This window comes from Sphingomonas sp. 179-I 2A4 NHS (assembly GCF_045369135.1).
Lineage (GTDB): Bacteria > Pseudomonadota > Alphaproteobacteria > Sphingomonadales > Sphingomonadaceae > Sphingomonas.
This window is the reverse complement of record NZ_JBIQFL010000002.1, coordinates 234,788-258,533: the sequence shown is the minus strand read 5'-3', so window position 1 is coordinate 258,533 and position 23,746 is coordinate 234,788. Positions and strand designations below refer to the sequence as shown.

The following is a 23,746-nucleotide window of genomic DNA, read 5'->3' as shown; positions in this document are numbered from 1 at the left end:
CGCCCCTAGGCCATGTGACGGCGGATCGCGTCCAGTGCGGTGCGCGTCCGCTGCTCGCCATGGCCGCTGACCAGCGCCCAAGGGACGGCACGGCGATCAAGCTCGCGGCGCGACAGGTCGAAGAACTTCCGCCGCAAATCGGGCGTGCCGAACAGGCGGGTGCCATCCTCCTCCCACGGCAGATCGATGTCGAAGAGGAGATACAGATCCGCGGTGTTGGTCCAGCGGTCGAACCATGGATCGCGCTGGTCGAACAGCATGTCGGCCCAGACCGCCGTCATCAGCGGATCGGTATCCAGGATCACCGGCAGCGGCCCCGCCGCGACCGCCGCGCGGGTTTGATTATCGTGCGTCCGGGCAATCGTCACCAGATCCGCCATGGTGAGATCGGTGCCATTCCGCTCGCAATAGGTGCGGCCATATTCGGCCACCACTACGGAGCCGAACTGCTCCGCGAGGTGGGGCGCGATGGTCGACTTGCCGGTTGATTCCGGGCCGTGGAGGCAGATCGTGCGCAAGGTCATGCCAGTCTCAGTGTGCGGCGCATCACGGCTAGCCAGCTGATGAGGCCAGCAACCGCAAGTGCCAGATAGATGAGATACAGTCCGGCGAAGAGGTAGAGCCCCTTTGCCAGGTAAAGCGGGATGGAGGCGAGGTCCACGGCGATCCACAACCACCAGTTCTCGATCCGCCGCTGTGCCATCAGCAACTGCGCAGCGACGCTGGCGGCCGCGATCGCCGCGTCCCACCACGGATAGGAAGCATCGGTGAAGCGGTGCATCGTCATGGCCCATGAGGCGCCGAGGATGATCGTCACCGCGGCCCAGCGAACTCGCGAGAGCGGCGACATGGTGCCGACAGCCACCTCACCGAGCGTGCTACGGGCACGTTTCCACTGCGCCCAGCCGTAGAGATTGGCGGCAGCGAAGAACCCCTGAAGTGCCGCATCGCTGTACAGCCGAGCTTCGTACACGACGACGCCGAACAGAGTGACAGAGGCGACGCCGGCAGGGAACGTCCACATGCTCCGCCGCGCGGCCAGTGCGACACAGGCGATCCCAAGCGCGGTCGCAAGCCATTCCATCACTGACATGGGGATGGATAAGCATGCTTGCCCTGAAGCGCCAAGCGGTTAGCTTGCGCTGGGAGGAGAGCGAAATATGCGCCACATCGCCGTCATCGGCTCGGGCCCGGCCGGCTATTACACGGCCGAAGGCTGCCAGAAGCAATTTGGCGACGGCGTCCGCGTGGACATCATCGATCGTCTGCCCGTGCCTTATGGCCTCATCCGCACGGGCGTTGCGCCTGATCACCAGTCGATCAAGGCGGTATCGCGCCGCTACGAGACCACGGCGCTCAGCGACAACGTGCGGTTCGTGGGCAATGTGACGGTGGGCCAGGACGTCACCATCCCCCAACTGCTCGAGATGTACGACGCCGTCGTGCTCGCGACCGGCGCCCCCCATGATCGGCCGCTCGGTATCCCGGGTGACGATTTGCCCGGGGTCGTGGGATCAGCAGCGTTCGTCGGGTGGTACAATGGCCACCCTGATTTTGCCGATCTGGCACCTGCTCTCCACGGCCCGGGCGCGGTGGTTGTCGGCGCGGGGAATGTGGCGCTCGACGTGGCACGGATCCTTGCCAAGACAGGCGACGAGTTCGCCGGATCGGACATCGTTGCCCATGCCCTGGATGCGCTGGGGCCGCACACCATCGAGAACGTGACGATCCTCGCCCGTCGCGGACCGCACGAGATTGCGATGACGCCCAAGGAACTGGGCGAACTGGGTCACCTTTCACGCGCGACGCCGATCGTCGACCCCGCCGACCTGCCCCCGGCAGAGGCCGACGCGGTGCTCGATCCGGGGCTGCGCAAGGCGGTCGGCCACCTGCGCGCATTTGCGGTGAATACGCCCACGTCGCCGATCACCGTCACGTTCGACTTCTTCGCCATGCCGGTGGCGATCGAGGGCGAGGGCCATGTGGAGCGCGTGATCGTTGAGCGGACGGCGCTGGATGCCACGGGTCGTGCGGTCGGTACGGGGGAGACATATTCCATTCCCGCCAGCCTCGTCGTCAGCTGCATCGGCTATCGCACGCCGCCGATCGACGGGGTCCCGTATGACGAGGCATTGGGGCGGTTCGCCAATGTCGAGGGGCGGATCGGCGATGGGTTGTACGCCGTGGGCTGGGCACGAAGGGGGCCGACGGGGACGATCGGCACCAACCGGCCGGACGGGTTCATGATCGCCGATCACATCGCGGCGGACACGGCAGACGACAGCGGCAAGCAGGGACGCGCGGCACTTGATGCGCTGCTGGCGGAGCGGGGTGTCGACGTCGTCACGTTCCGTGACTGGCAGAAGATCGACGCGGCCGAGATCGCCGCGGCGCGGGATGGTTCACCACGAGAGAAATTCACCGCCGTACAGGCGATGCTCGCTGCGCGGGATCGGGACGAAATCCTCTCTTGATGCAGTGAGTTTCGCTGATATAAGCCGCCGCCTGTCACCGGCCCCGTGCCGGCCGACAGCCCTGGTCGGGGAATAGCTCAGCCTGGTAGAGCACTGTGTTCGGGACGCAGGGGCCGGAGGTTCGAATCCTCTTTCCCCGACCAACTTCACCATCAGATAGATGATTTACCGCCACCGGCGGGCGCCGAAATGGCGTGCAAAGCCGGTCGTTCGGCGCGCACGCGATGGCGCCGGGCGTTCGCGTATGGCGCGCGACCGGTAGCAGATGGAGCGTAATGGTCGTCGATGGTGGCTATTCGGACTCGGTTCTCGCCTTTTTCACGCGATCCGGCGTCACCGTCGGTCGCTTGTTGCCGAAATGCTGGAGCACGTAGTTCGCCACCGCGGCCACTTCGGCATCGGTGAAGGACGCGCCGAAGCCGGGCATTGCCACATGGCCTTCCGGCGTTTCGATCGACGAGCCGCGCAGGATCACCTGGACCAGGTTGGTCGCGCCGGGATCGTTGACCGTCTGCGAGCCGCGTAGCGCGCCGTACTTCGTCTGCACGCCTTCGCCATTCCAGCCGTGGCAGCTGGCGCAGTGACCCTCGAAGAGGCGCAAGCCCAGGAGATCTTTGCTGCCCGTTTTCGCGCCCGCCGGTGCGTACAGCGTCGAGGCGGCCATGAGCGGCGGATTGGGATCGACCTTCCCGCCACGCTCGCTCTGCTGCGGCGGCAGCGAGCGGATATAGACCGCCATCGCGCGCAGATCCGCGGGCGTCAGGTGCCTGAGGCTGAGGCTGATCGCTTCCGCCATCGAGCCGCTTGCCGGACCCCGGCCGGGTGCATGTCCGGTGCCGAGATACGTCGCGATCTCCTCGACCGACCAGCCGCCCATGCCAGTCTCGCGATCGGAGGTGATGTTATAGGCCTTCCACCCCTGGGTGATCGCGCCGGCATAATTGCGGCTGCGATCGAGGCCGTACATGAAATTGCGCGGCGTATGGCATTCGGCGCAGTGACCGGCGCCTTCGACGAGATAGGCCCCGCGGTTCCATTCGGCCGAACGCGCGGGATCAGGCTGGATGGGATCTCGCGGACCGTTGAACAGCTTCCACGCGCGCATCGCGTAGCGCTGATTGAACGGGAAGCTGAGGCCGTTGGGCTGCACCGCCACCGCGACCGGTGCGAGCGTGTTGAGATACGCGCGGATCGCCAGCACGTCATCGACGCTCATGTTGGCATAAGCGGTGTACGGAAAGGCGGGATAAAGCTCCCGCCCCTCATCATCAACGCCATGGCGCATGGCGCGCACGAACTGGGCATCGCTCCAGGCGCCGATGCCATGCTGACGATCGGGCGTGATGTTCGAGGAATAGATCGTGCCGAACGGCAGCTTGAAGGCAAGGCCGCCGGCATAGGCCTGACCGCCCGGCACTGTGTGGCAGGCGATGCAATCGCTGGCGGTGGCGAGATAGCGGCCCTTCTCGATCAGCGCCGCACCCCTGGGCTGCGCTGCGCTCGCCTGCACCGCCTCCAGCCGGGCAGGCCAGAAGAAGAAGGCGCAGGCACCCAGGAACACCAGCACGGCAAGGCCGAGCGCGATCCGGCCCCAGCGCTTCATGCTGCGTCTCCCTTGCGGCTGAGCATCGCGGCGGCGGCAGCACCCGCCACCATCGCGCCGCCGACCACCGTCTTGCGCGCATCATCCGCCATCAGCAGTTCGCGATCGATCGGCAGCTTGCGCAGCCGGACGCCCGTGGCGGCGAAGATCGCGTTCGTCAGGGCCGGCGCCGCTGACACGGTGCCCGATTCGCCGATACCGCCGGGTTCGTCCTCGCTGTCGACGAGCTTCACCTTGAACGGCGGCACTTCATTGATCCGCATCTGGCGATAATCGTTGAAATTGCCCTGATCGACCTGGCCGTTGGTGAAGGTGATTTCGTTGTAGAGCGCGGCCGACAGGCCGAAGATCGTCCCGCCTTCGATCTGCGCGACGACGCTGTTCGGATTGATGACGACGCCGACGTCAGCCGCGGCGGTGAGCCGGCGCAACTGGACCTCGCCCATCGGGGTCACATGCACCTCGCACACCAGCGCGATGTGGCTGCCGAAACTGTCGTGGAGCGACACGCCCATCCCGGTGCGCGGGCCGAGCGCGCGGCCCCAGCCGGCCTCACGCGCCGCGACCTTCAGCACGTTGCGCGAGCGCGGATTGTTCGCGAGCATCCGCAGCCGGTAGGTCACCGGATCCTGGCCGACCGAATGAGCGCATTCGTCGATGAAGCTTTCGATGACGAAGACATTGTGCGTCGGCCCGACCCCGCGCCACCAGTTGACCTTCACCGGCGCATTCTCGCGCACCCAATCCACCCGCACGGTGGGGATGGCGTATGGCGTCTCCGCCGCGCCTTCGACGGCGTCGGTATCGATCGTGCCGTCGGGAAGCCCGGTCGGCAGATAATCGCCCAGCACCGAGCCGCCCGTCACCCGATCGGTCAGCACCACGGGCAGGCCATCGGCATTGAGGCCGGCGGCGATCCGATCGTGATAGGCGGGCCGGAACAGATCGTGACGGATGTCCTGCTCGCGCGTCTGGATCACCTTCAGCGGGTAGGGCACCTGGCGCGCGAATTGCGCCGCCTGAACGATATATTCGGGCACAAGCCGGCGCCCGAAGCCGCCGCCGAGATACTGATTGTGTACCCGCACCTGCTCGGCCGGCAGGCCAAGCACCTTGGCCACCTGGCCCTGCGCCGCGGTGGGCACTTGCGTCCCGGCCCAGATGTCACAGCCGTCGGGCGTCACATGAACGGTGGCGTTAACTGGCTCCATCGTCGCATGGGCGAGGAAGGGAAGATCGTAGCGCGCCTCGACGCGGGAATGCGCGTCGCGCATTGCGGCGTCGGCATCACCCACCACGCGGCCGACGATCGGCTTGCCGTCATCAGCCGCCTTTACCAGCCGATCGCGTATTCCCGCCGTCCGCACGCCGGCGCGGGGGCCGAGATCCCATTCCACCTCGAGCGCCTGCAGCCCCTTGTGCGCCGCCCAGAAATGATCGCCGACCACCGCGACGGCATTGTCGATGCGCAGCACATCAACGACGCCCGGCACCTGGCGGGCAGCTGCATCGCCGAGCCGCTTCAGCCGGCCGCCCGGGACGGGGCAGATGTCGAGTGCGGCGACCTTCATGTCCGGCAGGCGGATGTCGATCCCGAACACCGCGGAGCCGTTGGTCTTGGAAGGCGTATCGACCCTTGGCGGCGAGCGGCCGATGAGCTTGAACTCGCCCGGCTTCTTGAGCGGCACATCCTGTGGCACCGGACGGTTGGCGACGGCATCGACCAGCGCGCCGTACAGCATCGATTGGCCATTGGTGCGGCAATAGACGCGGCCCTGATCGGCGAAACACTGATCGACCGGCACGCCCCAGCGCTCTGCCGCCGCCCCGATCAGCATCGTGCGCGCTGCAGCGGCGGCCTGGCGCATCGGTTTCCACGCGCCGCGTACCGAGGTTGACCCGCCGGTCGCCTGGCTCTTCAGGATCGGCTGGCTGTAGAGCTTCTCGTCGGGCGGCGCGTGCGCCACCTCGATCTGATCGAGCGACAGTTCCAGTTCCTCCGCCATCAGCATCGCCTCGGCGGTGTAGATGCCCTGCCCCATCTCCACCTGCGGGATGATGAAGGTGATCTTGCCGGTGCGGGGGATGCGGATGAAGCCGCCGGGCGCGAAACCCTGGAAGGCGGCGCCTTCCTCCGGCCCGCCGGGCGTGATGGCGCGCAGCGTCGGCTGTTCGCCTTTTCCCTTCGCCTGGGCCCACGCCTTTCCCGAGGCCGCAAAGCCCATCATCACCGCACCGGCGAGGAGGAAGCGACGGCGGGTCGGCTCGCTGAGGTCGGCCGGCTGGAGGAGGGCATAGGCCGGGCCGTGAGGGCGGGTGGGCATCAGGCCTGCTCCGCCGGGAGGCCGGCGGCGCGCTTGATCGCGGCGCGGATGCGCGGATAGGTGCCGCAGCGGCAGATGTTGCCGGCCATGGCGGCGTCGATCGCGGCATCATCCGGCGCGGGATTGCGGCCGAGAAGCGCGGCGGCCGACATGATCTGGCCCGACTGGCAATAGCCGCACTGGATGACTTCGTTCGCCAGCCACGCCTGCTGCACTGCCTGCCCCTGCGGCGTTTCGCCCACGCCCTCGATCGTCGTGACCGCGCGGTTGCCGACGGCGCTGATCGGCAGCACGCACGAACGCACCGGCTTCCCATCGAGATGGACGGTGCATGCGCCGCATTGCGCGATACCGCAGCCGAACTTGGTGCCCATCAGGCCGACCACGTCGCGCAGCACCCACAGCAGCGGCATATCGTCCGGCACATCCACCGGATGCGGCTCGCCATTGATCTGGAGAATCTGCTGCACACCCCGTCCTTCCCGTAAGCGGCGACCAACGAACGAGATCACATCTTGTTCGGACGGGCCGCCGCCGATGTACGCAACGCAGGTTAGATGCGGAGCTTCCGGAAGGAAGCGGGCGGCGTCAAGCCTCAGTTGCTGCCGGCGAAGGTGACGATCTTGACTGGCTCGCCCGGACGGATCGGCTGATCGGCTGGCCGACCGTTCAACAATTCGAACAAGGCGCGTGGCGCGGGATCGGCGACGCGTCGAACCAGCGATTCCGTCGTGTCACCCTGTCCGGCAATGACGGTTCGTACGAAACGCGGGCGAAGCGCCGCCGCCTCGGCCGGCGTGAGCATGCGGAACGAGCGGAACAGGCTGGCGATCGCAGCGGCTGAACGATCGGCCGGGGGCGAGGCGATGATGAAGTGGTACGCCTGCCCGTCGCCGCCGTCATAAACGGCGATGGCGAGCGGCACGTAGCCGTTCTGCACCGCGACGTTGATCTGCATGATGATCGCGGGAAGGCCGTTGATCACGGTGCGCGTCACATCGGCCACTTCGCCATGCGCGGCACCAACGATGTGCGCGGCCAGGCGCTCGGCATACAAGCCGAGGTTGCCGGCGACGAGCGGCCCGCCGCCGAATTCGCCGGAGATCCCGTCCGGCCCCTGGATGCTGATCGCGTCCGGCGCATTGGTGAGCGAGAAGCCCGGCGGGGCCTCGAACGAGATCCGCATGATCGGATGCGCAAAGCGCCGGCCGAGGACGAAACCCTGTTCGGGATCGTCGCCGTAAAGGAGGCCATCGACTTCCGCGAAATAGCGCGCGGCATTGTCCGGCAGTTCGTTGTCGGCAAGGCCGGTCTTGCGCGCCGCGGCTTCCGCGCGCTCGATGCGGCGCTTCGTCAGCGGGTGGCTCAGCGCCCATTCCGGGACGCCGCGGGCACTGTCCCGCCCCGACGTGGCGGTGAGATATTGTTCCTGTCGCTGGAGCGCCGACAGCATGTCCGCCGCCTCGTAGACGTCATAGCCGGCACGGCGCAGGTAATCGACGCTGAGATCGTCCGCTTCATATTCCTGCGCCCGCGAATAGCGCTGCCCAAGATATTGCGCGGCCTGGTTGGCGAGCCGGGTCAGCCGCTCCGACCCGGTGACGCTTGCCGCGATGACGCCAAGCGTGCGCCAGATCGAGCGGCGTTCCTGGCGCTGCGCGTGGCGGCCGGCGATATGGCCGACCTCATGGCCCAGCACCGAGGCGAGTTCCGCCTCGCTGGTAACGATCGCGAGCAGGCCGCGGGTGACGTAGATGAAGCAGCCGGGGACGGCGAAGGCGTTGGGTACGTCGCTGTTGACGAGGGTGAAGGTGCATTGGCCCGGCAGCCCCGCGGCGGCGGCCACCCGCTCACCCACCGCGGCGACATAGGCCGCTTCCTCGCCCCGATAGGGACCGCCGAACCCCGCCAGAAGCTCCGGATGGACCGCCGCGCCATAGGCGTGTTCCTCCTCGGTAACCTCGGGCGGTGGCTCCGGGCGGCTGCACGCCTGGAGGAGGCAGGCGCTCATGGCCAGCGACAACAGCGCGCGGCGCATCGTCACAGCCAGCCCAGGAGCGCGAGCAGCAACAGCGAAACGCCGGCCGACAACGCGAGCGAGCCGGCACAACCCAGCTTTCGGGAAAAGAGGAAGAACATCACGCCTCCTGAACGCCTGTGCCGAACGGCTGAACGCGAAAGGAGTTCGATGCGTCGTCTCGCTGTCGACTCCCATGCGGGCCGGGCGGCCTTCGCGACAGGCCGTGCCGGGCGCAACGGAAAAACGGTTCGCAAACGGGCCTCCAGCATCTAGAGTATCGTACGCCTTGAATCACGCCGCCCGGCGTACGCCCCTGAGAGTTCCCCCGAATCCATGTATCTGCCGACATCGACCGTTCCCGCGGACGCTTCTCATGCGGGAGCGCCCGGCGCTCCGGCCGAGCTCGCGCTCGATCTGAAGACGATTGCCCGCCAGGTGGCGGCCTTTCGTGAGCCGAACAATGCGCGCGGGGTTGCGGAACTGGCGGTGAGCGCGGCGCCGCTGGCGGTGCTGTGGATCCTGATGTGGCTGTCGCTCGACGTGCATTACGGGCTGACGCTGCTGCTGGCGGTTCCCGCCGCGGGCTTCCTCCTTCGCCTGTTCCTGATCCAGCATGATTGCGGGCACGGCGCCTTCTTCAAGGGGCGGCGCGCGAACGACTGGGTGGGCCGGTGCATCGGCGTGCTGACGCTCAGCCCCTATGATTTCTGGCGCCGCACGCACGCGATGCATCATGCGGGGACGGGCAACCTCGACCGGCGCGGGATCGGCGATGTCGACACGCTGACGGTGCGCGAGTTCGCGTCGCTCACCCGCTGGGGACGGTTCCGCTATCGCCTGTATCGCAGCCCGCTCGTCATGTTCGGGATCGGGCCGGCGTATCTGTTCTTCCTTCGCTATCGCCTGCCGCTCGGTTTGATGCGCGGCGGTTGGCGGCCGTGGGCGAGCACGATGGGCACCAATATCGCGATTGCCGCGCTCGCCACCGCGCTGATCCTGACGGTGGGGATCAAGGCGTTCCTGCTGATCCAGCTGCCGATCACGCTGATCGCGGCGACGGTGGGCGTGTGGCTGTTCTACGTCCAGCACCAGTTCGAGCACACCTATTGGCAGCAGAGCCAGCGCTGGAGCTTCCACGAGGCCGCGCTCTACGGCAGCTCGCATTATGCGCTGCCGCCGGTGCTGCGCTGGTTCACCGCCAACATCGGGCTGCACCAGATTCACCACCTCTGCAGCAACATCCCCTTCTATCGACTGCCCAAGGTGGTTCGCGCGCTACCGGAGCTCGCCCAGATCAACCGCCTGACGGTGAAGCAGAGCCTGAAATCGGTGCGGCTGGTGCTGTGGGACGAGACGGCCGGGCGGCTGGTGTCCTTTACGGAGGCGCGTGCCAAGGCCTGACGCTGCTGCAATCGCGGCGATTTTTGCGCAGCGGGAAATAAGGGTACGCGCCGTATCCTCCGTCGTAAATGCATCGAGAGGCGGATTGGCCGCCCGGCTCATGTGCGACGGCAACAATCAAAGCCCGGCGGGACAAAGCTTCGGGCCGGTCATGGAGCTCGACCAGCTCCTGCATACGGACCGACGTAAAAGCGGAGCGGGCCGCAGTTGACGTCCCGGTCGCCCTCGGCGGGTGTGGAGATCGATGACGTCCATCCCCTTGCCGCAGCCTTCAAGGATCAGCTCGAAGAAGGTGAGCTGGCGGATGTAGAGGTCCGCCGCGACGATGTCTCCGTCGAGCCGGGCGCAGCGTTCCGCGGCGATCTTCATCTCATAGGTGCGCATGAGGTGGACGAGGAATTCCTCCTTGTCCTTCTCGCTCATCTCCTTCGTCGCCTCGGCCTGCCGCGGGTCCTTGTTCGCGCGGGCCTTGCAGACGGGGCATTCGGCGGCCGCCTCGTGGGCGAGCGTATCGGGGTGCTTGGTGCCGGGGCGCAGGGGGGCGTGGCCGTAGCGATCGGGCTGGTGGTGCTTCAGCATGAACATCAGCAAGCGATCATTGTACCAGCGGCGCTCGCCGACCTGCTCGCCCTTGTGGAAGACGGGGATAGGGACGCCCTCCACCGCGCGCTCCATGGCGATATCGGTGAGGCGCTGGACGCCGCTGGCGAGCGCGGCCTCCCACGCGGCGCGGAAGCTGTCGGCGCCGGGGTGCAGGCGCATCTGGTACGCGCCCTCCGTGGTTTTGCCGATGCGGCGGGCGGCGGCCTTTACCGATCCGGTTTCGGCGAGCGCGCGGATGAAGCCGCGCTGCCGCTCCGCCGTCCAGCCGTTGTGCCGCTTCTTGCGGGGGAGGGGGGGTGAAGGCGAGCGGATCGGGGAGATCGGCGGGGATGAGAGCGGGCGGTTCCATGGGGCGGAACGTTGCGCGAACGGCGGCGTGTAGGACAGAGCGCCGCCCGGGAGGATGGGGCGGCGCGGCTCAGGGGTGCGGGGCGGGGACCAGCGGCACGCGCGTGCCGTCGTCGCGGCGCAGGGTGGCGCGGCTGACCAGCGCGGTGGCGGCGACGAGGCGCGGCGTGCCGGGCACGATCGGGTAGAGGCCGAGGCTGCCCCAGACGTACCACGCCGTCATCGCGCCGGCGTCATCATCCATGCCCTCCGCGAAGCCCTGCGGCGCGAGGGCGAAGCTGCGGCCGTGCCAGGGCTGCGGGCGCTTGCCCTCGTTGGCATAAGGGTGATCGACCGGCTGGGTGAGGTAGCGGTGGACGATCGCGCTGGTCGCCGCCGGCCGGCCGAGTGCGGCGTAGAGCCACGGGACGTGGATGTCCGGCTGGTTGGTCATGTTGTAGAGGCCGCGGGCGAAGAAGGTGTCGAGTTCGCGCAGGAAGCGGTCCCGGCCGAGCGTCTCCACCATCCAGTCGAGATCGAACACCGGCGCCCAGCGATATTGCCACAAGGTGCCCTGATAGAGGCCGCGCGCCTTCACCACGTCCGCGTCGGCGCCGAGGTTTTCGAAGGTGGCGCGCCACATCGGGCGGTATGCGAGCGCCTTCGCGCGGAAGCGGGCGGCGGTGGCGGTGTCGCCGAGATCGGCGGCGAGCTCCGCAATGGCCCAGTCGTCATAGGCCGCCTCGATCTGCTGATCGGGCGTGTCGCGCTGGAGCGTGTCGGATTCGCGCACCATGCCGTCGAGCGCGGCGCGGGCGTCGAAGCCGGTGATGCCGCGGCGGCGGAAATCGAGCAGCGCGACGCCGGCATGCTCGGTACGGACGGTGAGGAAGGGCTCGGTTCGCGTCGCCCAGCGCTGCTTGCCCTCGCCGTAGAGCGCGACGAGCGAGCGGGCGATGTCCGCGGCGCGGGCGGGATCGATGAGCGCGATGAGCGGGAGCTGGGTGCGGTAATTGTCCCACAGCGCCCAGCTGGCGTAGCGCGTCTCGCCCGGAAGGGAGCGGTGGATGCGCCCGTCGCTGCCGCGGTGGCGGCCGTCCGGATCCTGGATCGCGACCGGCGTCTGCATGACGCGGTAGAGCGAGGTGTAGAAGAGCGCGCGGCGTTCGCGCGGGGCGGAGACGTCGAGGCGGGAGAGCTCGTGCTGCCAGCGCGCGCGGGTGGCGGCGAGGACGGTGGCGAAGGGGCGGGCGCCGAGCTCGGTATCGCGCACCATTGCCGCGGCGGCGGGATCGACGGTGGAGAGGCCGGTGCGCACCTCCACCACCGCGCCGCGCCTGAGGGTGAGCGGCAGGGTGGCGGCGGCGCCGGTAACGGTGGCGAGGGGGGCCGGTCGGCCGTCGATCGTGACGCGGCTGGCGCTGTGGATGGTGTACGCGCCCTCGTCGCACACGGTGCCCGCGGTCATGCTGGCGCGAAGAACCGCGGTGATGGTCGCGGCGTGGCGGCGGGTATAGGCGTTCGCCGCGTCGAGCCGGAGGAGGTAGCGGCCGGGCTTCGTCACGGTGAAGCGCAGCAGGCCGGCGCCGCGCGTCGCCGTCATCTCTGCGGTGATGCCGTTGGCGTAACTGACGCGGTAGCGGCCGGCGGAGGCGCGCTCGCTTGCCTTGTCGAACGCGGCGAGCGGCGGGGCGCCTTCGGGAAGCAGCGAGACGAGCAAGTCGCCGCCGCCGCCGCCGCAGCCGACGCCGACCGCGCGGGTGTGCGAGAAGCCGCGTAGCTGGCGGGCGGCGAAGTCATAGCCTGCGTGGTTCTTGGGATGCGTGTCCGGGCCCAGCTGCACCATGCCGTAGGGTGCGACGGCGGCGGGGGTGAGCTGGCCGAAATCACCGAGCGTGCCGACGAAGGGATCGACGAGGTCGACTGCCTTCTCCCGCGCGGCCGCGGGCGCGGCGACGAGGAGGGCGGTGGCGGCCGCGAAAGCCGTGCAGACGCGGTGCCATCGCGCGCGGCAAACGAGCATCATCGGTATCACTTGTGCGGCGGACGGAAGAAACTGGCCGGGAATGGCGCCATGGCGGGGCCGTTTGGATCGCGCAGTTCGTTGCGCTCGCCAGCGTCGGCGCTCAGCGGGATCTGCATGCCGTTGGTTTCTTCGAGCAGCCGGAAGAGCTTGGCGCTCATGCGTTCGGCGAGATCCTCATGGCCGGGGCGGGCGAGGAGATTGTCGTTCTCGTGCGGGTCGGCGGCGAGGTCGTAGAGCTCGTCGAGGTCCCAGATGCCATGGAAGTGGATGTACTTGTAACGATCCTCGCGCAGCGCGTGGACGGTCGGCGTCTGCGGGAAATTCCGTTCCCAGTAATATTCGTACATCAGTTCCTTGCGCCACGGCACCTCGGCCGCGCCGCCGCTTGCCGGCGGGACGGTGACCAGCGGGAGCATGTTCGATCCCGCGAGGCCGTCCGGCGCCTCCAGCCCGGCGGCGGCGAGCATGGTGGGGGCGACATCGATGTTGGCGACGACCTGTTCGACGGTGCCGGCGCCGAACAGCGACGGGCAGCGCATCAGCATCGGCACGCGCATCGATTCCTCATAAGCCGCGCGCTTGTCGATCAGGCCGTGTTCGCCGAACATGAAGCCATTGTCGCCCATGTAGAGGATCAGCGTGTCATCGAGTTCGCCGCGCTGGTCGAGCAGATCCATGATCCGCGCGATGCCTTCGTCCACCGCCAGCAGCGTTTCCATGTAGCGCTTGTAATAATCCCCGATGTCGAGCGTGCCGTGGTACGGATAGTCGACGCCGTGCCAGCTGTTGCGCTGGTTCTCAACCCACATCGGGCGGCCGGGAACGCCCGGCTTCATGTTCGCCGGATAGCGGAACGTTTCCTTGTCGTAGCGGCCCTTGTGGCGTTCCGCCGGGATGAATTCGGAATGCACCGCCTTGTGCGCGAGGTGCATCATCCACGGCTTCTTTCCATCGCTCTGGCCGATCCAGTCGAGCGCGTAGTCGGTCAGCTCGTCAGTGATATAGCCCTTCTGCGGGACATGCCGGCCGTTGACGTTGAGCCCGTCGGGGTGCGGCAGATAATAGCCCTGGCCCTTGAAGCTGACCCAGTGATCGAAGCCGGGCTGCGGCGAATCCGTCTCGATCCCCATGTGCCACTTGCCGATGAACGCGGTCTCATAACCCGCGGCTTGGAGATATTCGGGATAGTAAGTGAGGCCGGGCGGGATCGGGTGATTGTTGTCCACCACGCGATGCTGGTGCGCATAGAGGCCGGTGAAGATCGAGGCGCGGCTGGGCGAGCAGAGCGCGGTGGTGACGAAGGCGTTGCGGAAATGAATGCCCTCGCGCGCCAGGCGATCGAGCGTCGGCGTCTCGCCGAAATCCTGCGCCTTCATGAAGCCCATCGCGTCATACCGATGATCGTCGGTGAGGATGACGAGGATGTTCTTGGGCTTCACGCCGGCCTTGCGGTGCAGCTTCAATTGCTTCGTCGCAGGCGCGGCGCCGGCGGCGAAGCTGTAGAGGCCGAAGGCGCCCCCGGTGCCGGCGAGAAGCACGCCGCGGCGGTCGATACCCTTGGTCATCAATGTTGGCCCACGTGGGAGTAAGGATCGGTCTGCCCGGCGAGCCAGGGGTCGCGGGTCTCGCCTCGGATGGCGCGCAGCCGCTCGGCGAGCTGGGCCTTGATCGCGGCATAGGCAGGATCGGCGGCGACGTTCACCAGCTCGTCCGGATCGCGGGTGAGATCGTACAATTCCTCCGCCGGGCGCTGAAGGTACGCCGCCTGGCTGCGCTTGCCGAGCGGGAGGGCGGGATCGGCGCTGATCGCCTTCCACGATGGCGAGCCCGCCACGTCCCCGGCGATCGGGTACGGCAGCTGCCACGCGAGGTTGAGGATGTAATTGTGAGTGCGCGTGCGGATGCTGCGCATCGGATAATATTGGTTGATCTCGTGAAAATCGTGGCTGGCGACCACGGCGTCGCGCGCGGGATCGCCGGCCTTGCCGAGGATCGGCAGCAATGACGTGCCGGACAGCTTGTAGGCGGCAGGCGGGGCGACGCCGGTCCAGTCGAGCACGGTGGGAGCGATGTCCGTCCAGCTGACCATCGCGTCGTTCACCGCCGGGGCGCTGCCCGGCGCGTGGACGATGAGCGGCAGGTGGAGGCCGGCATCGTAGAGGTTGGTTTTCGCACCGGGGAAGGGGCGGCCGTTGTCGCTGAGGAAGATCACCAACGTATCATCGGCGCGGCCGGTGGCGGCGAGATCATCGAGGATCATGCCGACGCCGGCGTCGAGGCGGCTGAGCGATTCATAATATTCTGCGATGTCCTGCCGCACGGCCGGAAGATCGGGCAGATGCGACGGGATCTGCACGCGGCGCGGATCATAGCTTTCCGGCTTCACGCCCGGCCAGGCACGATCGTTGCCGTAGTCCACCGCGGCGCGATGCGGATCGCTGTACGCGATGGTGACGAAGAAGGGCCGCTCGTCCGTCGAGCGGATGAAGCTCGCCGCGGCGATGGCGAGTTCGCGCACGTCGCGGATGCCGCCCCGCTCGGGCACCAGTTCCGCCTCATAGGGAAAGGCGCTGTCCGGCCCGACATGCTTCTTGCCGACGAGCGCGGTGGCATAGCCGGCGCGGCGCAGCATCGCGGGCAGCGTTTCGATCCCCGGCAGCAGCGACTGATGATGCACGTCGTGCTGCAGGCCGTACATGCCGTTCTGATGCGTGTAGAGCCCGGTGTTGATCACCGCGCGGCTAGGGCTGCACGAGGAAACGGCGGCATAGCCGTGGCGGAAGAGCGTGCCGCCGCGCGCGAGGCGATCAAGCCGCGGCGTCTTCACCGCAACGCCATAGCAGCCAAGATCAAGGCCCTGATCGTCGGAGATCAGCAAGAGGACATTGCGCTGCTTCTTCCCCGGCGGGGTGACGGCCTGAGCAAAGGCCGGGGCGGCGCTGGCGGCGGCGATGCCGGCCATGCCCTTCAAGACGTTACGTCGATCCATGATCGCAACGATAGCGGCACAGGCGGCGCGCGCGAAGAAAGGAATGCGGAGACGGGAATGCGGGAGCGGCTGGGCCTGAACGAACGTCACCCCGGGATCGGCGCGGGATCCTGCCTCTCGCGGGTTGGCGAGGAAGCGGGACCCGGGGCCGAGCCCGGGGTGACGAAGGTTCAGGCTAGATCAGTGGTGTTCGATCAGAACTCCACCGCCGCGCTGAAGCGGAACGAGCGGCCGAGGATCGGACGGGCGAGGATCGCCCCCGTGCCCTGGCCACCGATGATCCGCGGATTGCCTTCAGTGAGGCCGATCTCGTCCGTCAGGTTGTTGCCGGTGACCTGCAGGCGGATCCGCTCGTTGAGCAGCACCGAGACGCCGGCATCCAGCTGATAGAAGTGCGGCAGCAGCTGCAGGTTCTCCGGATCGGAGAAGCGATCGCCGGTGTATTGCAGCGTGGCGAACAGCGACGGGCGGATGTTGCCGACGTCGACGTCAACCGCGGGCGTCACGCGCCATGCCCATTTCGGCTGGCGCTGCACCCGGTTGCCGGTGTTGTCGATCGCGCCGTTGCCGGTGAAGAAATCCCGGTACTTCGCGTCGAGATAGGTGCCGGCAGCGGTGATGCTGAACCACGAGGTTGGCCGGATCGCGCCTTCCACTTCGACGCCGGTCGCCTTCGCGCCGCCGTTCGAGCTGGTCGGCACGTTGTTGATCAGCGTGGTGGTGGCGAGGCCCTTGAACCGGTTGTGGAACACGGTTGCGTAGAGATTGGCGATCCCGGTCGAGACCTTCACGCCGCCTTCGTAGGTGTCGACTTCCGCGGTGGCGGCAAGGCCGGTCTTGTCGGCAATGTTGATCGCCGAGGCTTCGCGCAGATTGTCGAACTGCGGGAAGCTGTTGCCGCGGCTGTAGCGGGCGAAGACGCCGATCTCGCGATTGAAATCGTAGTTCGCGCCGGCCGTCCACGACCAGGCATCGTTGCGGTAGCTGACGTAGCGCGGCGCGCCGAGCACGGTGACCGAATTGTCGTACAGCGTCAGCGGATTGCCATCGAGGTTGATGTTGCCGCCCGCGATCGGCGTGCTGATCGTCGCGTCGATCAGGTGGCGCTGCCAGCGCAGGCCGCCGTCGATGCGCAGTTCCGGCGTGATCTGGAACTCGTCGACCGCGTAGAAGGCGTAATCCTCACCCTCGTAGAAGGCGCGGACCTGGAAGGCCGGCCCGCTCGAGAAGCCGTTGAGCGTCGCCGCTCGGCCGCCGTTCAGCGTCATGTTGAGGCGGCGTGCGTTCGGCTCCGCGGCGAGCAGCACCTGGTTGCCGAGCGCCCACTGATCACGCGAGGTGTAGTTCGCGTAATAGAAGCCGCCGGTCAGCTTGTTGTTGCCAGCCGTCCACTCGAACGCCGAATCCGAGACGAAGGACGAGATCTTCTTGCGCACTTCCCAGATGCCGGCGCGCATCACGCGGGCGTCCGCGCCGCCGGCGACCGCGCCGCCGGCCGTGGCATAAGTGAGCGAATCGACCGTCGAGCCGGCGCCGCCCAGCGTCACCGCCATCGCGGCGGCCGTAACCGGCGCCTCGACCGGCACGAGGCCGAAGGTGTTGGCGTTGCCGCCGAGGTAGCTCGTCCGCTCACGCAGGCGAAGGCCGTCGGCCACTTCATATTCGAAGTTGATGCCGGTGTTGATGACGTTCGCGCCGCGGCCCTTCTCCAGATCGACGGTGCGGCCGACGACGTTGGTGGTGACGCGCGTGTCCGGCCCGAGGAGCGTGCCGGTGCCGGCCGGGAAGCCGGGATATTCGGAAATGTCGCCCTGGGCGTTGGAGATGATCGGGATCGGCAGCAGCCACTGGCCGCGATCGTTCAGATAGCGGGCATAGACCTCGACCGAGCCCTTGTCGCCGAAATCATGGTGGATGTTGGCGGTGATCTGGCCGCCCTTTTCGGCGCGGAAGCGCGGATCGCGGATGCCGTTGCCCTGTGCGTAATAGCCGCCGACCATGAAGCCGGTGTCCTCGCCGAGCGGACCCGAGACCCAGGCGTCGCCGCGGATCTCGTCGTAATCGGTGTAGGACAGCTTCGCGAGCGCCTTCAGCTCGTTACCACCGATGCGCGGCACGACGTTGACGGTGAGGCCCGGCTGACCATTGGAGAACAGCGAACCGGTGCCGCCGCGCACGGCCTCGACGCGCTGCACCGTCTCGTCGAGGCGGATCAGCTGCGAGTTCTCGAGGAACGAGAGCGTCGAGGGCGGGAAGACCGGGGTGCCGGCATATTGGAAGGTGACGAACTGCGCGTCGCCGCCCGAGGGATAGCCGCGCACGAAGATGTTCGCGCCGTTCTGGCCGCCCGAGCTTTCGGCCATGACGCCCGGCACGGTGCGCAGGAGATCGGCGGTGCTGTTGGGCGCCGCGCGCTCGATCGCGTCGTTGCTGAGCGAGGTGACGGCGAAGGACGCATCCTGGCGGCGCGTCCCGCCGCCGGCGGTGCCGACGACGATGATGTCCTCGCCCGACGGCTGCGTGGTGTCGACGAGGCCCTGTTCGGGCTCGGCGCGCTGCGCGCTGTTGGCGGCCTGCGTGGCGGCGGGATCGGTCTGCGCGATCGCAGGCGCGGCGGCGAGCAAGGCGCCGCTTGCCGTGCCGATCATCAGACGGCGGAAGGTGATGGTGGAAAGCATATCTGTTCCCCTGAACGGATGTCGGCTGCACTCTCGATCGGGCAGCTCGAAGGCGCGTATTTAGTGCTGGGAGGATGCTTAGTCGATCAAGGAAGGCATGGTTAGCGGTGGAACGGGGCGATCAATCGACTAGTGTAGCCATCCCGCCACAGTTCAGGTTGCCGATGAAACAGCACATCCTTGCCTTCTCCTTGCTTCTTGCTGCGCCGCTCGCCGCGCAGGACGTGACGGTACCTGCGATGACGCTGCCGCCGTCCAGCCTGTTGAGTGCCGAAGCGAAACGCGTGATGATTCGGCAACAGGCGATCAAGCCGCCCGAGTTCGGCAACGACATCGACGCCGCGCGCGCCTTCTGGGGCCGGTACAATGACGAGCGGCTGGCCGAGATACGGCGGCATTTCCGCACCGTGGAGCGGCGCGAGACGATCGGCGGCGTGGCGGTGGACGTGGTGCGGCCGGCGGTGGGCGTCGCCCCGCGCAACCGGAACCGCGTGCTGATCAACGTGCATGGCGGCGCGTTCCTGTGGGGGGCGGGGAGCGGGGCGCTGGTCGAGGCGGTGCCGATCGCGGCCACGATGGGGATCGAGGTGGTGACGGTCGACTATCGCCTGGCGCCCGAACATCGCTTCCCGGCCGCGTCGCAGGACGTGGCGGCGGTCTATGCCGCGCTCCTCAAGCGCTATCGGCCGGAGAATATCGGCATCTACGGCTGTTCGGCGGGCGGGATCATCACCGCGCAGACGGTGGCGTGGCTGCAGCGCGAGAAGCTGCCGCGGCCGGGCGCGATCGGCACCTTCTGCGGCACCGGCGCGGCTTATGCCGGCGACAGCGCATACCTGTCGGATCCGCTGACGGCGGGAAAGCCGATGCGCGAGGGCGCACTGCCAAGCACGCTGCCGACGCCGTATCTCGCCGGCGTGGCGGCGGATGATCCGCTGGCCTATCCCTATGGCGACGACGCGGTGATGGCGGCGTTTCCGCCGGTGCTGCAGCTGGCGGGCAGCCGCGACTTCGCCGCCAGCATCCTCACCGCGCAGCATCGCAAGCTGACCGCGCTTGGCGTGCCGAGCGAGCTGCAGCTGTTCGACGGGCTGGGCCATGCCTTCTTCGTCTGGCCGGACATGCCGGAATCGATCGAGGCATATCGGCTTGTCGCCGGGTTCTTCGATCGGCATCTGGGGACGGCACAAGGCTCGAGGAAGTAGAAGATGATGCGTTCGCATTGGGCGCTGGCCGCCGCGCTGGCCGCCACCGCTCTGGTCGCCGGCCCGCTGCCGGCGCAGCAGGTGCAACAGGCTCAGCAGCAGCAGCAGCAGCAGCAGCAGCGCCCCTCGCCGGCGGACATTTACGGGCCGCTGTTCAGCGCGGTGCAGGTCGGGCGGATCTTCCCCGACGGGAAGACCTTCGTCGATGCAGTGCCCAAGCGCGCGCCGGACGCGATCATGGCGGATTATGCGCGCGTGGCGCCAAGGACGCCCGACGCGCTGCGCGCCTTCGTGCTCGAGAATTTCACGGTGCCCGGCGTCAACGACCGCGGGGCGGATGACCTGCGCAGCCATATCCGCAACCTGTGGCCGATGCTGGTGCGCCAGCCTGCGCCGGTGGCGACCGGCAGCTCCGCGCTGCCGATGACGGCGCCGTACGTGGTGCCCGGCGGCCGCTTCCGCGAGATCTATTACTGGGACAGCTATTTCACGATGCTGGGCCTCGCCGTGGACGGACAGCAGCCGCTGATCGAATCCATGCTGGCCGACTTTACCGACACGATCGAGCGATACGGCCACATCCCGAACGGCATGCGCACCTATTACCTCAGCCGCTCACAGCCGCCGTTCTTCGCGCTGATGCTGGATCTGTCGAAGGACGATGATCCCGCGCTCGCCGCGCGGCGGTTGGCGGCGCTGAAGCGGGAATATGCCTATTGGATGAAGGGCGCCAATTGCCTCGACGCGAGCGGCGCGTGCGAGCGGGTGGTGCGGATGCCCGACGGCACGCTGCTCAACCGCTACTGGGACGATCGCGCACTGCCGCGTGATGAATCCTATGCGGAGGATCTGATCACCGCGAAGGAGGATCCATCGCGCCCGGCAGAGACGCTGTACCGGCACCTGCGCGCGGGCGCGGAAAGCGGCTGGGACTATAGCAGCCGCTGGCTGTCGGACCCGCAGCGGCTGGCCTCGATCCGGACAACGGACATCGTGCCGGTCGACCTGAACAGCCTGATGCTGATCATGGAGGAGGCGATCGCGAAGCGCAGCGCGGCGGCCGGAGACCAGGCGACCGCCGCGGAGTTCACCCGGCTCGCCGCCAAGCGCAAGGCGGCGCTGAACCGCTATTTCTGGGTGGCCAAGGAAGGCCGCTACGCGGATTGGGACCGGACGACGCGCTCGCCGACGCCGCGGGTTTCCGCCGCGATGTTCTATCCGCTGTTCGCCGGCGCCGCGTCGCCGCAGCAGGCGGCGGCAGTTGCCGCGACGACCCGCCGGACGCTGCTGGCACCCGGCGGGGTGCGCACGACGCCGCTGCGCACCGGGCAACAATGGGACGCGCCGAACGGCTGGGCGCCGCTGCAATGGGTGGCGATCGCCGGCTTCGACAAGTCCGGCCAGCCGGACCTGGCGCGCGAGATCGCCAAGCGCTGGATCGACACGGTGGCGACCACCTATGGCGAGACCGGCAAGATGCTGGAGAAATATGACGTCGACGAGCGCAAGCCCGGCGGCGGCGGCGAGTATCCGACGCAGGACGGCTTCGGCTGGACCAACGGCGTCGCCAGCGCAATCCTGGAAAAATATGGCGCGGCGCTGAAATGAAGCGCTTTCGCGCGGCGCGGCGGCGTGTCTAGGGCAGGCACGCTCAGCCATTTTGCGGGGTGCGAGGGTGCCGATCTTCCAGCCATTACTTGCCGGCGCGAACCTTTCCGATCGCGTGATCGCGTGCCTGGGCGCCGCGATCGGCATCGCCGCGACGATCTTCGTCTGCGCCTTCTGGCCCTCCGACCTGGTCGACCTGCCGGTGATCGTCGCGCCGCTTGGCGCATCCGCGGTGCTGGTGTTCGCGGTGCCTGCCAGCCCGCTGGCGCAGCCCTGGCCGGTGGTGGGCGGGAACGTGATTTCCAGCCTGGTGGGCGTTGCGGTGTTCAAGCTGGTGCCGGACGTGATGATCGCGTCCGGCGTGGCGGTGGGACTGGCGATCCTCGTCATGTCATTGCTGCGCTGCCTCCACCCGCCGGGCGGCGCGGCCGCGCTGACCGCGGTGATCGGAAGCAACGGCATTCACGCCGCGGGCTTCGGCTTCGCCTTCGTGCCGGTGGGGATCAATTCGATCGCGCTGGTCCTTCTAGGCATCGCCTATCACCGCGTGACCCGCCGGTCATACCCGCACCAGCCGGTCGCGGCGCCGGCACTGCCGCCGGGCCTTCATCTCGCCGACATCGACGCGGCGCTGGGGGACATGCACGAGAGCTTCGACATCAGCCGAGAGGATCTGGATGCGCTGCTGTCACGCGCCGAGGCGCATGCGGAACGCCGCCGCGGGCGAGCGCCGGCGCCGCCCGGGTCGGTTCAGAAGCCGGTGCCGGCAGGACGAAGCACAAACACAGGCTGATGGCGCTTTGCGCTTCGTCCGCACCCAGCTGGCGATTCAGCGCTCCTGCGCGAACGGCAGCGTGTAATCGGCCATCCGCTGACGGATCAGCTTCTTGTCGATCTTGCCGGTGGCGCCGAGCGGGATCTCCTCCACGAACACGACGTCGTCGGGCATCCACCATTTGGCGATCTTGCCTTCGAGGAAGGTGAGGAGATCATCGCCCGTCGCGACCTCGCCGACCTTGAGCTGGCACAGCAGGATCGGGCGCTCGTCCCACTTGGGGTGCGCAACGCCGATGACGGCGGCGAGCGCGACCGAGGGGTGGCCGAGGGCGATATTCTCGATCTCGATCGAGCTGATCCATTCGCCACCGGACTTCACCACGTCCTTCGCGCGATCGGTGATCTGCATGTAGCCGCGCTGATCGATCGTCGCGACGTCGCCAGTGTCGAAATAGCCTTCCTCGTCGAGGATCTCGCCGCCCTCGCCGCCGAAATAGGAGGAGACGATCGTCGGCCCCTTGATCTTGAGGTGGCCGAAGGTCTCCCCATCGTGCGGCAGGGGATTGCCGTCATCATCGGTCAGCTTGAACTTGAGCCCGCACATCAGGCGGCCCTGCTTGATCGTGTGGGCGACGCGCGCGTCCTCGTCCATCGCCGCGACTTCGGCGCTGGGCGTGGAGAGCGTGGCGAGCGGGGACGTTTCGGTCATCCCCCAGCCTTGCGTCACCTCGACGCCATATTCGTCGCGGAAGGCGCGGACGAGCATCTCGGGCACGGCGGAGCCGCCAATCGTCACGCGCTGCAGTGAATCGATCCGCCGGCCCGAGCTGCGCAGATGTTGCAGCAGCCCCTGCCAGACGGTGGGCACGGCGGCGGAATACGTGACGCCTTCCGCCTCGATCAGGTCACAGATCGACTCGCCGTCCATCCGCGGCCCCGGCAGCACCAGCTTCGCGCCGACGGCGGGGGCGGAATAGACCACGCCCCAGGCGTTGGCATGGTACATCGGGACGACCAGCAGCACCGTGTCGCGCGCCGACAGCGCCAGCGCATCGGCCTGCAGCGTCAGCATGGTGTGGAGGTAATTGGAGCGGTGCGAATAGAGCACGCCCTTGGGGTTACCCGTCGTTCCGCTGGTATAGCAGAGGCCGCAGGCGAGATTCTCGTCGAACCCGCCCCAGGCATATTCCGCCGGCTCGCCAGCGATCCAATCGTCGAAGGCGGTGGCGGCATAGTCGGTCGCCGGCATCGAGGCCGCGTCGCACAGGAAGATCACTCGCTCTATCGAGGGCACCTGCGGCAGCAATTGCGCGACGGTCTCGGCGCAGTTCGGATCGGCGAACAGGATGCGATCGCCGGCGTGATTGGCGATATAGGCGATCTGTTCGAGGAACAGCCGCGGGTTCAGCGTGTGCAGCACCGCGCCCATGTTGGTGGCGCCATACCAGGCGGCGATGTGGCGATGCGTGTTCCAGCCCATGGTGGCGACGCGATCACCCTGGCGAATGCCGGCGCGGGCGAGCGCGGCGGACACCTGCTTCGCCATGTCGCGGATGCTGGCGTAATTGCTGCGCGTGACATGGCCGGCGGCGTCGCGCGACACGATTTCGCGCGTCGGCTGCCACGTGGCGGCATGATCGAGGAAGGTATCGACGGTCAGTTGCCCCGACTGCATCAGGCCCAGCATTACTCACACTCTCCTACATTAGGG

Annotated in this window: 17 protein-coding genes and 1 tRNA gene; 6 read left to right on the top strand and 12 right to left on the bottom strand. The window is 67.7% G+C overall.

Features of this window, described 5'->3' with window-relative positions:
• Positions 1 to 5: 5 nt before the first annotated feature.
• Both ACH0CP_RS04500 and pnuC read right to left on the bottom strand, forming a co-directional pair.
• Entirely contained in the window at positions 6 to 524 is a 519-nt protein-coding gene (locus ACH0CP_RS04500) for an ATP-binding protein (protein WP_294443980.1), read from the bottom strand.
• Positions 521 to 1,093, bottom strand: coding sequence for a nicotinamide riboside transporter PnuC (gene pnuC / locus ACH0CP_RS04495; RefSeq protein WP_294443981.1), 573 nt, complete (start codon positions 1,091 to 1,093; stop codon positions 521 to 523). Before pnuC ends, ACH0CP_RS04500 begins: the two co-directional genes overlap by 4 nt.
• A gap of 67 nt (positions 1,094 to 1,160) precedes the next feature.
• Between pnuC and ACH0CP_RS04490 the strand changes: the two genes are divergently transcribed.
• Together ACH0CP_RS04490 and ACH0CP_RS04485 are read left to right on the top strand one after the other, a co-directional pair.
• The gene (locus ACH0CP_RS04490) at positions 1,161 to 2,474 is read left to right on the top strand and encodes an FAD-dependent oxidoreductase (protein WP_294443982.1); all 1,314 of its coding nucleotides are present in this window, start codon (positions 1,161 to 1,163) and stop codon (positions 2,472 to 2,474) included.
• 66 nt (positions 2,475 to 2,540) lie between these two features.
• A tRNA-Pro gene (locus ACH0CP_RS04485) sits at positions 2,541 to 2,617 on the top strand.
• Positions 2,618 to 2,766: 149 nt separating this feature from the next.
• Here the strand turns inward: ACH0CP_RS04485 and ACH0CP_RS04480 are convergent.
• From ACH0CP_RS04480 to ACH0CP_RS04465, 4 genes are all read right to left on the bottom strand, one after another.
• Positions 2,767 to 4,077 (bottom strand): c-type cytochrome, encoded by a 1,311-nt coding sequence (locus ACH0CP_RS04480; protein ID WP_294443983.1) that lies wholly within the window; start codon positions 4,075 to 4,077, stop codon positions 2,767 to 2,769.
• Positions 4,074 to 6,401: a xanthine dehydrogenase family protein molybdopterin-binding subunit gene (locus ACH0CP_RS04475; RefSeq protein ID WP_294443984.1), complete on the bottom strand. Its 2,328-nt coding sequence runs from the start codon at positions 6,399 to 6,401 to the stop codon at positions 4,074 to 4,076. The genes ACH0CP_RS04480 and ACH0CP_RS04475 overlap by 4 nt, the downstream gene beginning before the upstream one ends.
• Positions 6,401 to 6,871 (bottom strand): (2Fe-2S)-binding protein, encoded by a 471-nt coding sequence (locus ACH0CP_RS04470; RefSeq protein ID WP_294443985.1) that lies wholly within the window; start codon positions 6,869 to 6,871, stop codon positions 6,401 to 6,403. The genes ACH0CP_RS04475 and ACH0CP_RS04470 overlap by 1 nt, the downstream gene beginning before the upstream one ends.
• 125 nt (positions 6,872 to 6,996) lie before the next feature.
• Positions 6,997 to 8,439 (bottom strand): M48 family metalloprotease, encoded by a 1,443-nt coding sequence (locus ACH0CP_RS04465; protein ID WP_294443986.1) that lies wholly within the window; start codon positions 8,437 to 8,439, stop codon positions 6,997 to 6,999.
• Between the two features lie 315 nt (positions 8,440 to 8,754).
• Here ACH0CP_RS04465 and ACH0CP_RS04460 point away from each other — a divergent pair, with 315 nt between their 5' ends.
• On the top strand, positions 8,755 to 9,822 hold the full coding sequence (locus ACH0CP_RS04460) for a fatty acid desaturase (protein WP_294443989.1): 1,068 nt from the start codon (positions 8,755 to 8,757) through the stop codon (positions 9,820 to 9,822).
• Between the two features lie 117 nt (positions 9,823 to 9,939).
• Here the strand turns inward: ACH0CP_RS04460 and ACH0CP_RS04455 are convergent, their stop codons facing one another.
• The 5 genes from ACH0CP_RS04455 to ACH0CP_RS04435 form a co-directional block, all read right to left on the bottom strand.
• Positions 9,940 to 10,584 carry a hypothetical protein gene (locus ACH0CP_RS04455; protein ID WP_406875802.1) on the bottom strand — a complete coding sequence of 215 codons (645 nt, stop codon included), beginning with the start codon at positions 10,582 to 10,584 and terminating at the stop codon, positions 9,940 to 9,942.
• A gap of 259 nt (positions 10,585 to 10,843) precedes the next feature.
• Entirely contained in the window at positions 10,844 to 12,775 is a 1,932-nt protein-coding gene (locus tag ACH0CP_RS04450) for a glycoside hydrolase domain-containing protein (RefSeq protein WP_406893880.1), read from the bottom strand.
• An 8-nt stretch (positions 12,776 to 12,783) separates the two neighbouring features.
• Positions 12,784 to 14,343, bottom strand: coding sequence for a sulfatase (locus tag ACH0CP_RS04445; protein ID WP_294443993.1), 1,560 nt, complete (start codon positions 14,341 to 14,343; stop codon positions 12,784 to 12,786).
• Positions 14,343 to 15,767, bottom strand: coding sequence for a sulfatase (locus ACH0CP_RS04440; RefSeq protein WP_294443994.1), 1,425 nt, complete (start codon positions 15,765 to 15,767; stop codon positions 14,343 to 14,345). Before ACH0CP_RS04440 ends, ACH0CP_RS04445 begins: the two co-directional genes overlap by 1 nt.
• A 194-nt stretch (positions 15,768 to 15,961) precedes the next feature.
• Positions 15,962 to 18,445, bottom strand: coding sequence for a TonB-dependent receptor (locus ACH0CP_RS04435; protein ID WP_294443995.1), 2,484 nt, complete (start codon positions 18,443 to 18,445; stop codon positions 15,962 to 15,964).
• Positions 18,446 to 18,609: 164 nt separating this feature from the next.
• On the opposite strand from ACH0CP_RS04435, the gene ACH0CP_RS04430 reads away from it, so the two are divergent.
• The 3 genes from ACH0CP_RS04430 (at position 18,610) to ACH0CP_RS04420 (ending at position 22,051) form a co-directional block, all read left to right on the top strand.
• Positions 18,610 to 19,650 (top strand): alpha/beta hydrolase, encoded by a 1,041-nt coding sequence (locus ACH0CP_RS04430; protein ID WP_294443996.1) that lies wholly within the window; start codon positions 18,610 to 18,612, stop codon positions 19,648 to 19,650.
• 3 nt (positions 19,651 to 19,653) lie between these two features.
• Positions 19,654 to 21,258, top strand: a complete 1,605-nt coding sequence (gene treA / locus ACH0CP_RS04425; RefSeq protein WP_406875801.1) for an alpha,alpha-trehalase TreA — start codon at positions 19,654 to 19,656, stop codon at positions 21,256 to 21,258.
• Positions 21,259 to 21,325: 67 nt separating this feature from the next.
• A complete protein-coding gene (locus ACH0CP_RS04420; RefSeq protein WP_294445191.1) occupies positions 21,326 to 22,051 on the top strand; it encodes an HPP family protein in 726 nt (241 codons plus the stop codon).
• Between the two features lie 36 nt (positions 22,052 to 22,087).
• Here ACH0CP_RS04420 and ACH0CP_RS04415 read toward each other — a convergent pair whose 3' ends face one another.
• A complete protein-coding gene (locus ACH0CP_RS04415) occupies positions 22,088 to 23,722 on the bottom strand; it encodes a long-chain-fatty-acid--CoA ligase (RefSeq protein ID WP_406888372.1) in 1,635 nt (544 codons plus the stop codon).
• Positions 23,723 to 23,746: the final 24 nt, after the last annotated feature.

Bases quoted from the DNA above. Each gene is read 5' to 3' on its own strand.
- pnuC (WP_294443981.1), bottom strand. From the start codon at position 1,093: ATGTCAGTGATGGAATGGCTTGCGACCGCGCTTGGGATCGCCTGTGTC.
- ACH0CP_RS04435 (WP_294443995.1), bottom strand. From the start codon at position 18,445: ATGCTTTCCACCATCACCTTCCGCCGTCTGATGATCGGCACGGCAAGC.
- ACH0CP_RS04430 (WP_294443996.1), top strand. From the start codon at position 18,610: ATGAAACAGCACATCCTTGCCTTCTCCTTGCTTCTTGCTGCGCCGCTC.
- ACH0CP_RS04445 (WP_294443993.1), bottom strand. From the start codon at position 14,343: ATGACCAAGGGTATCGACCGCCGCGGCGTGCTTCTCGCCGGCACCGGG.
- ACH0CP_RS04480 (WP_294443983.1), bottom strand. From the start codon at position 4,077: ATGAAGCGCTGGGGCCGGATCGCGCTCGGCCTTGCCGTGCTGGTGTTC.
- ACH0CP_RS04490 (WP_294443982.1), top strand. From the start codon at position 1,161: ATGCGCCACATCGCCGTCATCGGCTCGGGCCCGGCCGGCTATTACACG.
- ACH0CP_RS04460 (WP_294443989.1), top strand. From the start codon at position 8,755: ATGTATCTGCCGACATCGACCGTTCCCGCGGACGCTTCTCATGCGGGA.
- ACH0CP_RS04475 (WP_294443984.1), bottom strand. From the start codon at position 6,401: ATGCCCACCCGCCCTCACGGCCCGGCCTATGCCCTCCTCCAGCCGGCC.
- ACH0CP_RS04500 (WP_294443980.1), bottom strand. From the start codon at position 524: ATGACCTTGCGCACGATCTGCCTCCACGGCCCGGAATCAACCGGCAAG.
- ACH0CP_RS04450 (WP_406893880.1), bottom strand. From the start codon at position 12,775: ATGCTCGTTTGCCGCGCGCGATGGCACCGCGTCTGCACGGCTTTCGCG.
- ACH0CP_RS04415 (WP_406888372.1), bottom strand. From the start codon at position 23,722: ATGCTGGGCCTGATGCAGTCGGGGCAACTGACCGTCGATACCTTCCTC.
- ACH0CP_RS04440 (WP_294443994.1), bottom strand. From the start codon at position 15,767: ATGGATCGACGTAACGTCTTGAAGGGCATGGCCGGCATCGCCGCCGCC.
- ACH0CP_RS04455 (WP_406875802.1), bottom strand. From the start codon at position 10,584: ATGCGCCTGCACCCCGGCGCCGACAGCTTCCGCGCCGCGTGGGAGGCC.
- ACH0CP_RS04465 (WP_294443986.1), bottom strand. From the start codon at position 8,439: ATGCGCCGCGCGCTGTTGTCGCTGGCCATGAGCGCCTGCCTCCTCCAG.
- treA (WP_406875801.1), top strand. From the start codon at position 19,654: ATGATGCGTTCGCATTGGGCGCTGGCCGCCGCGCTGGCCGCCACCGCT.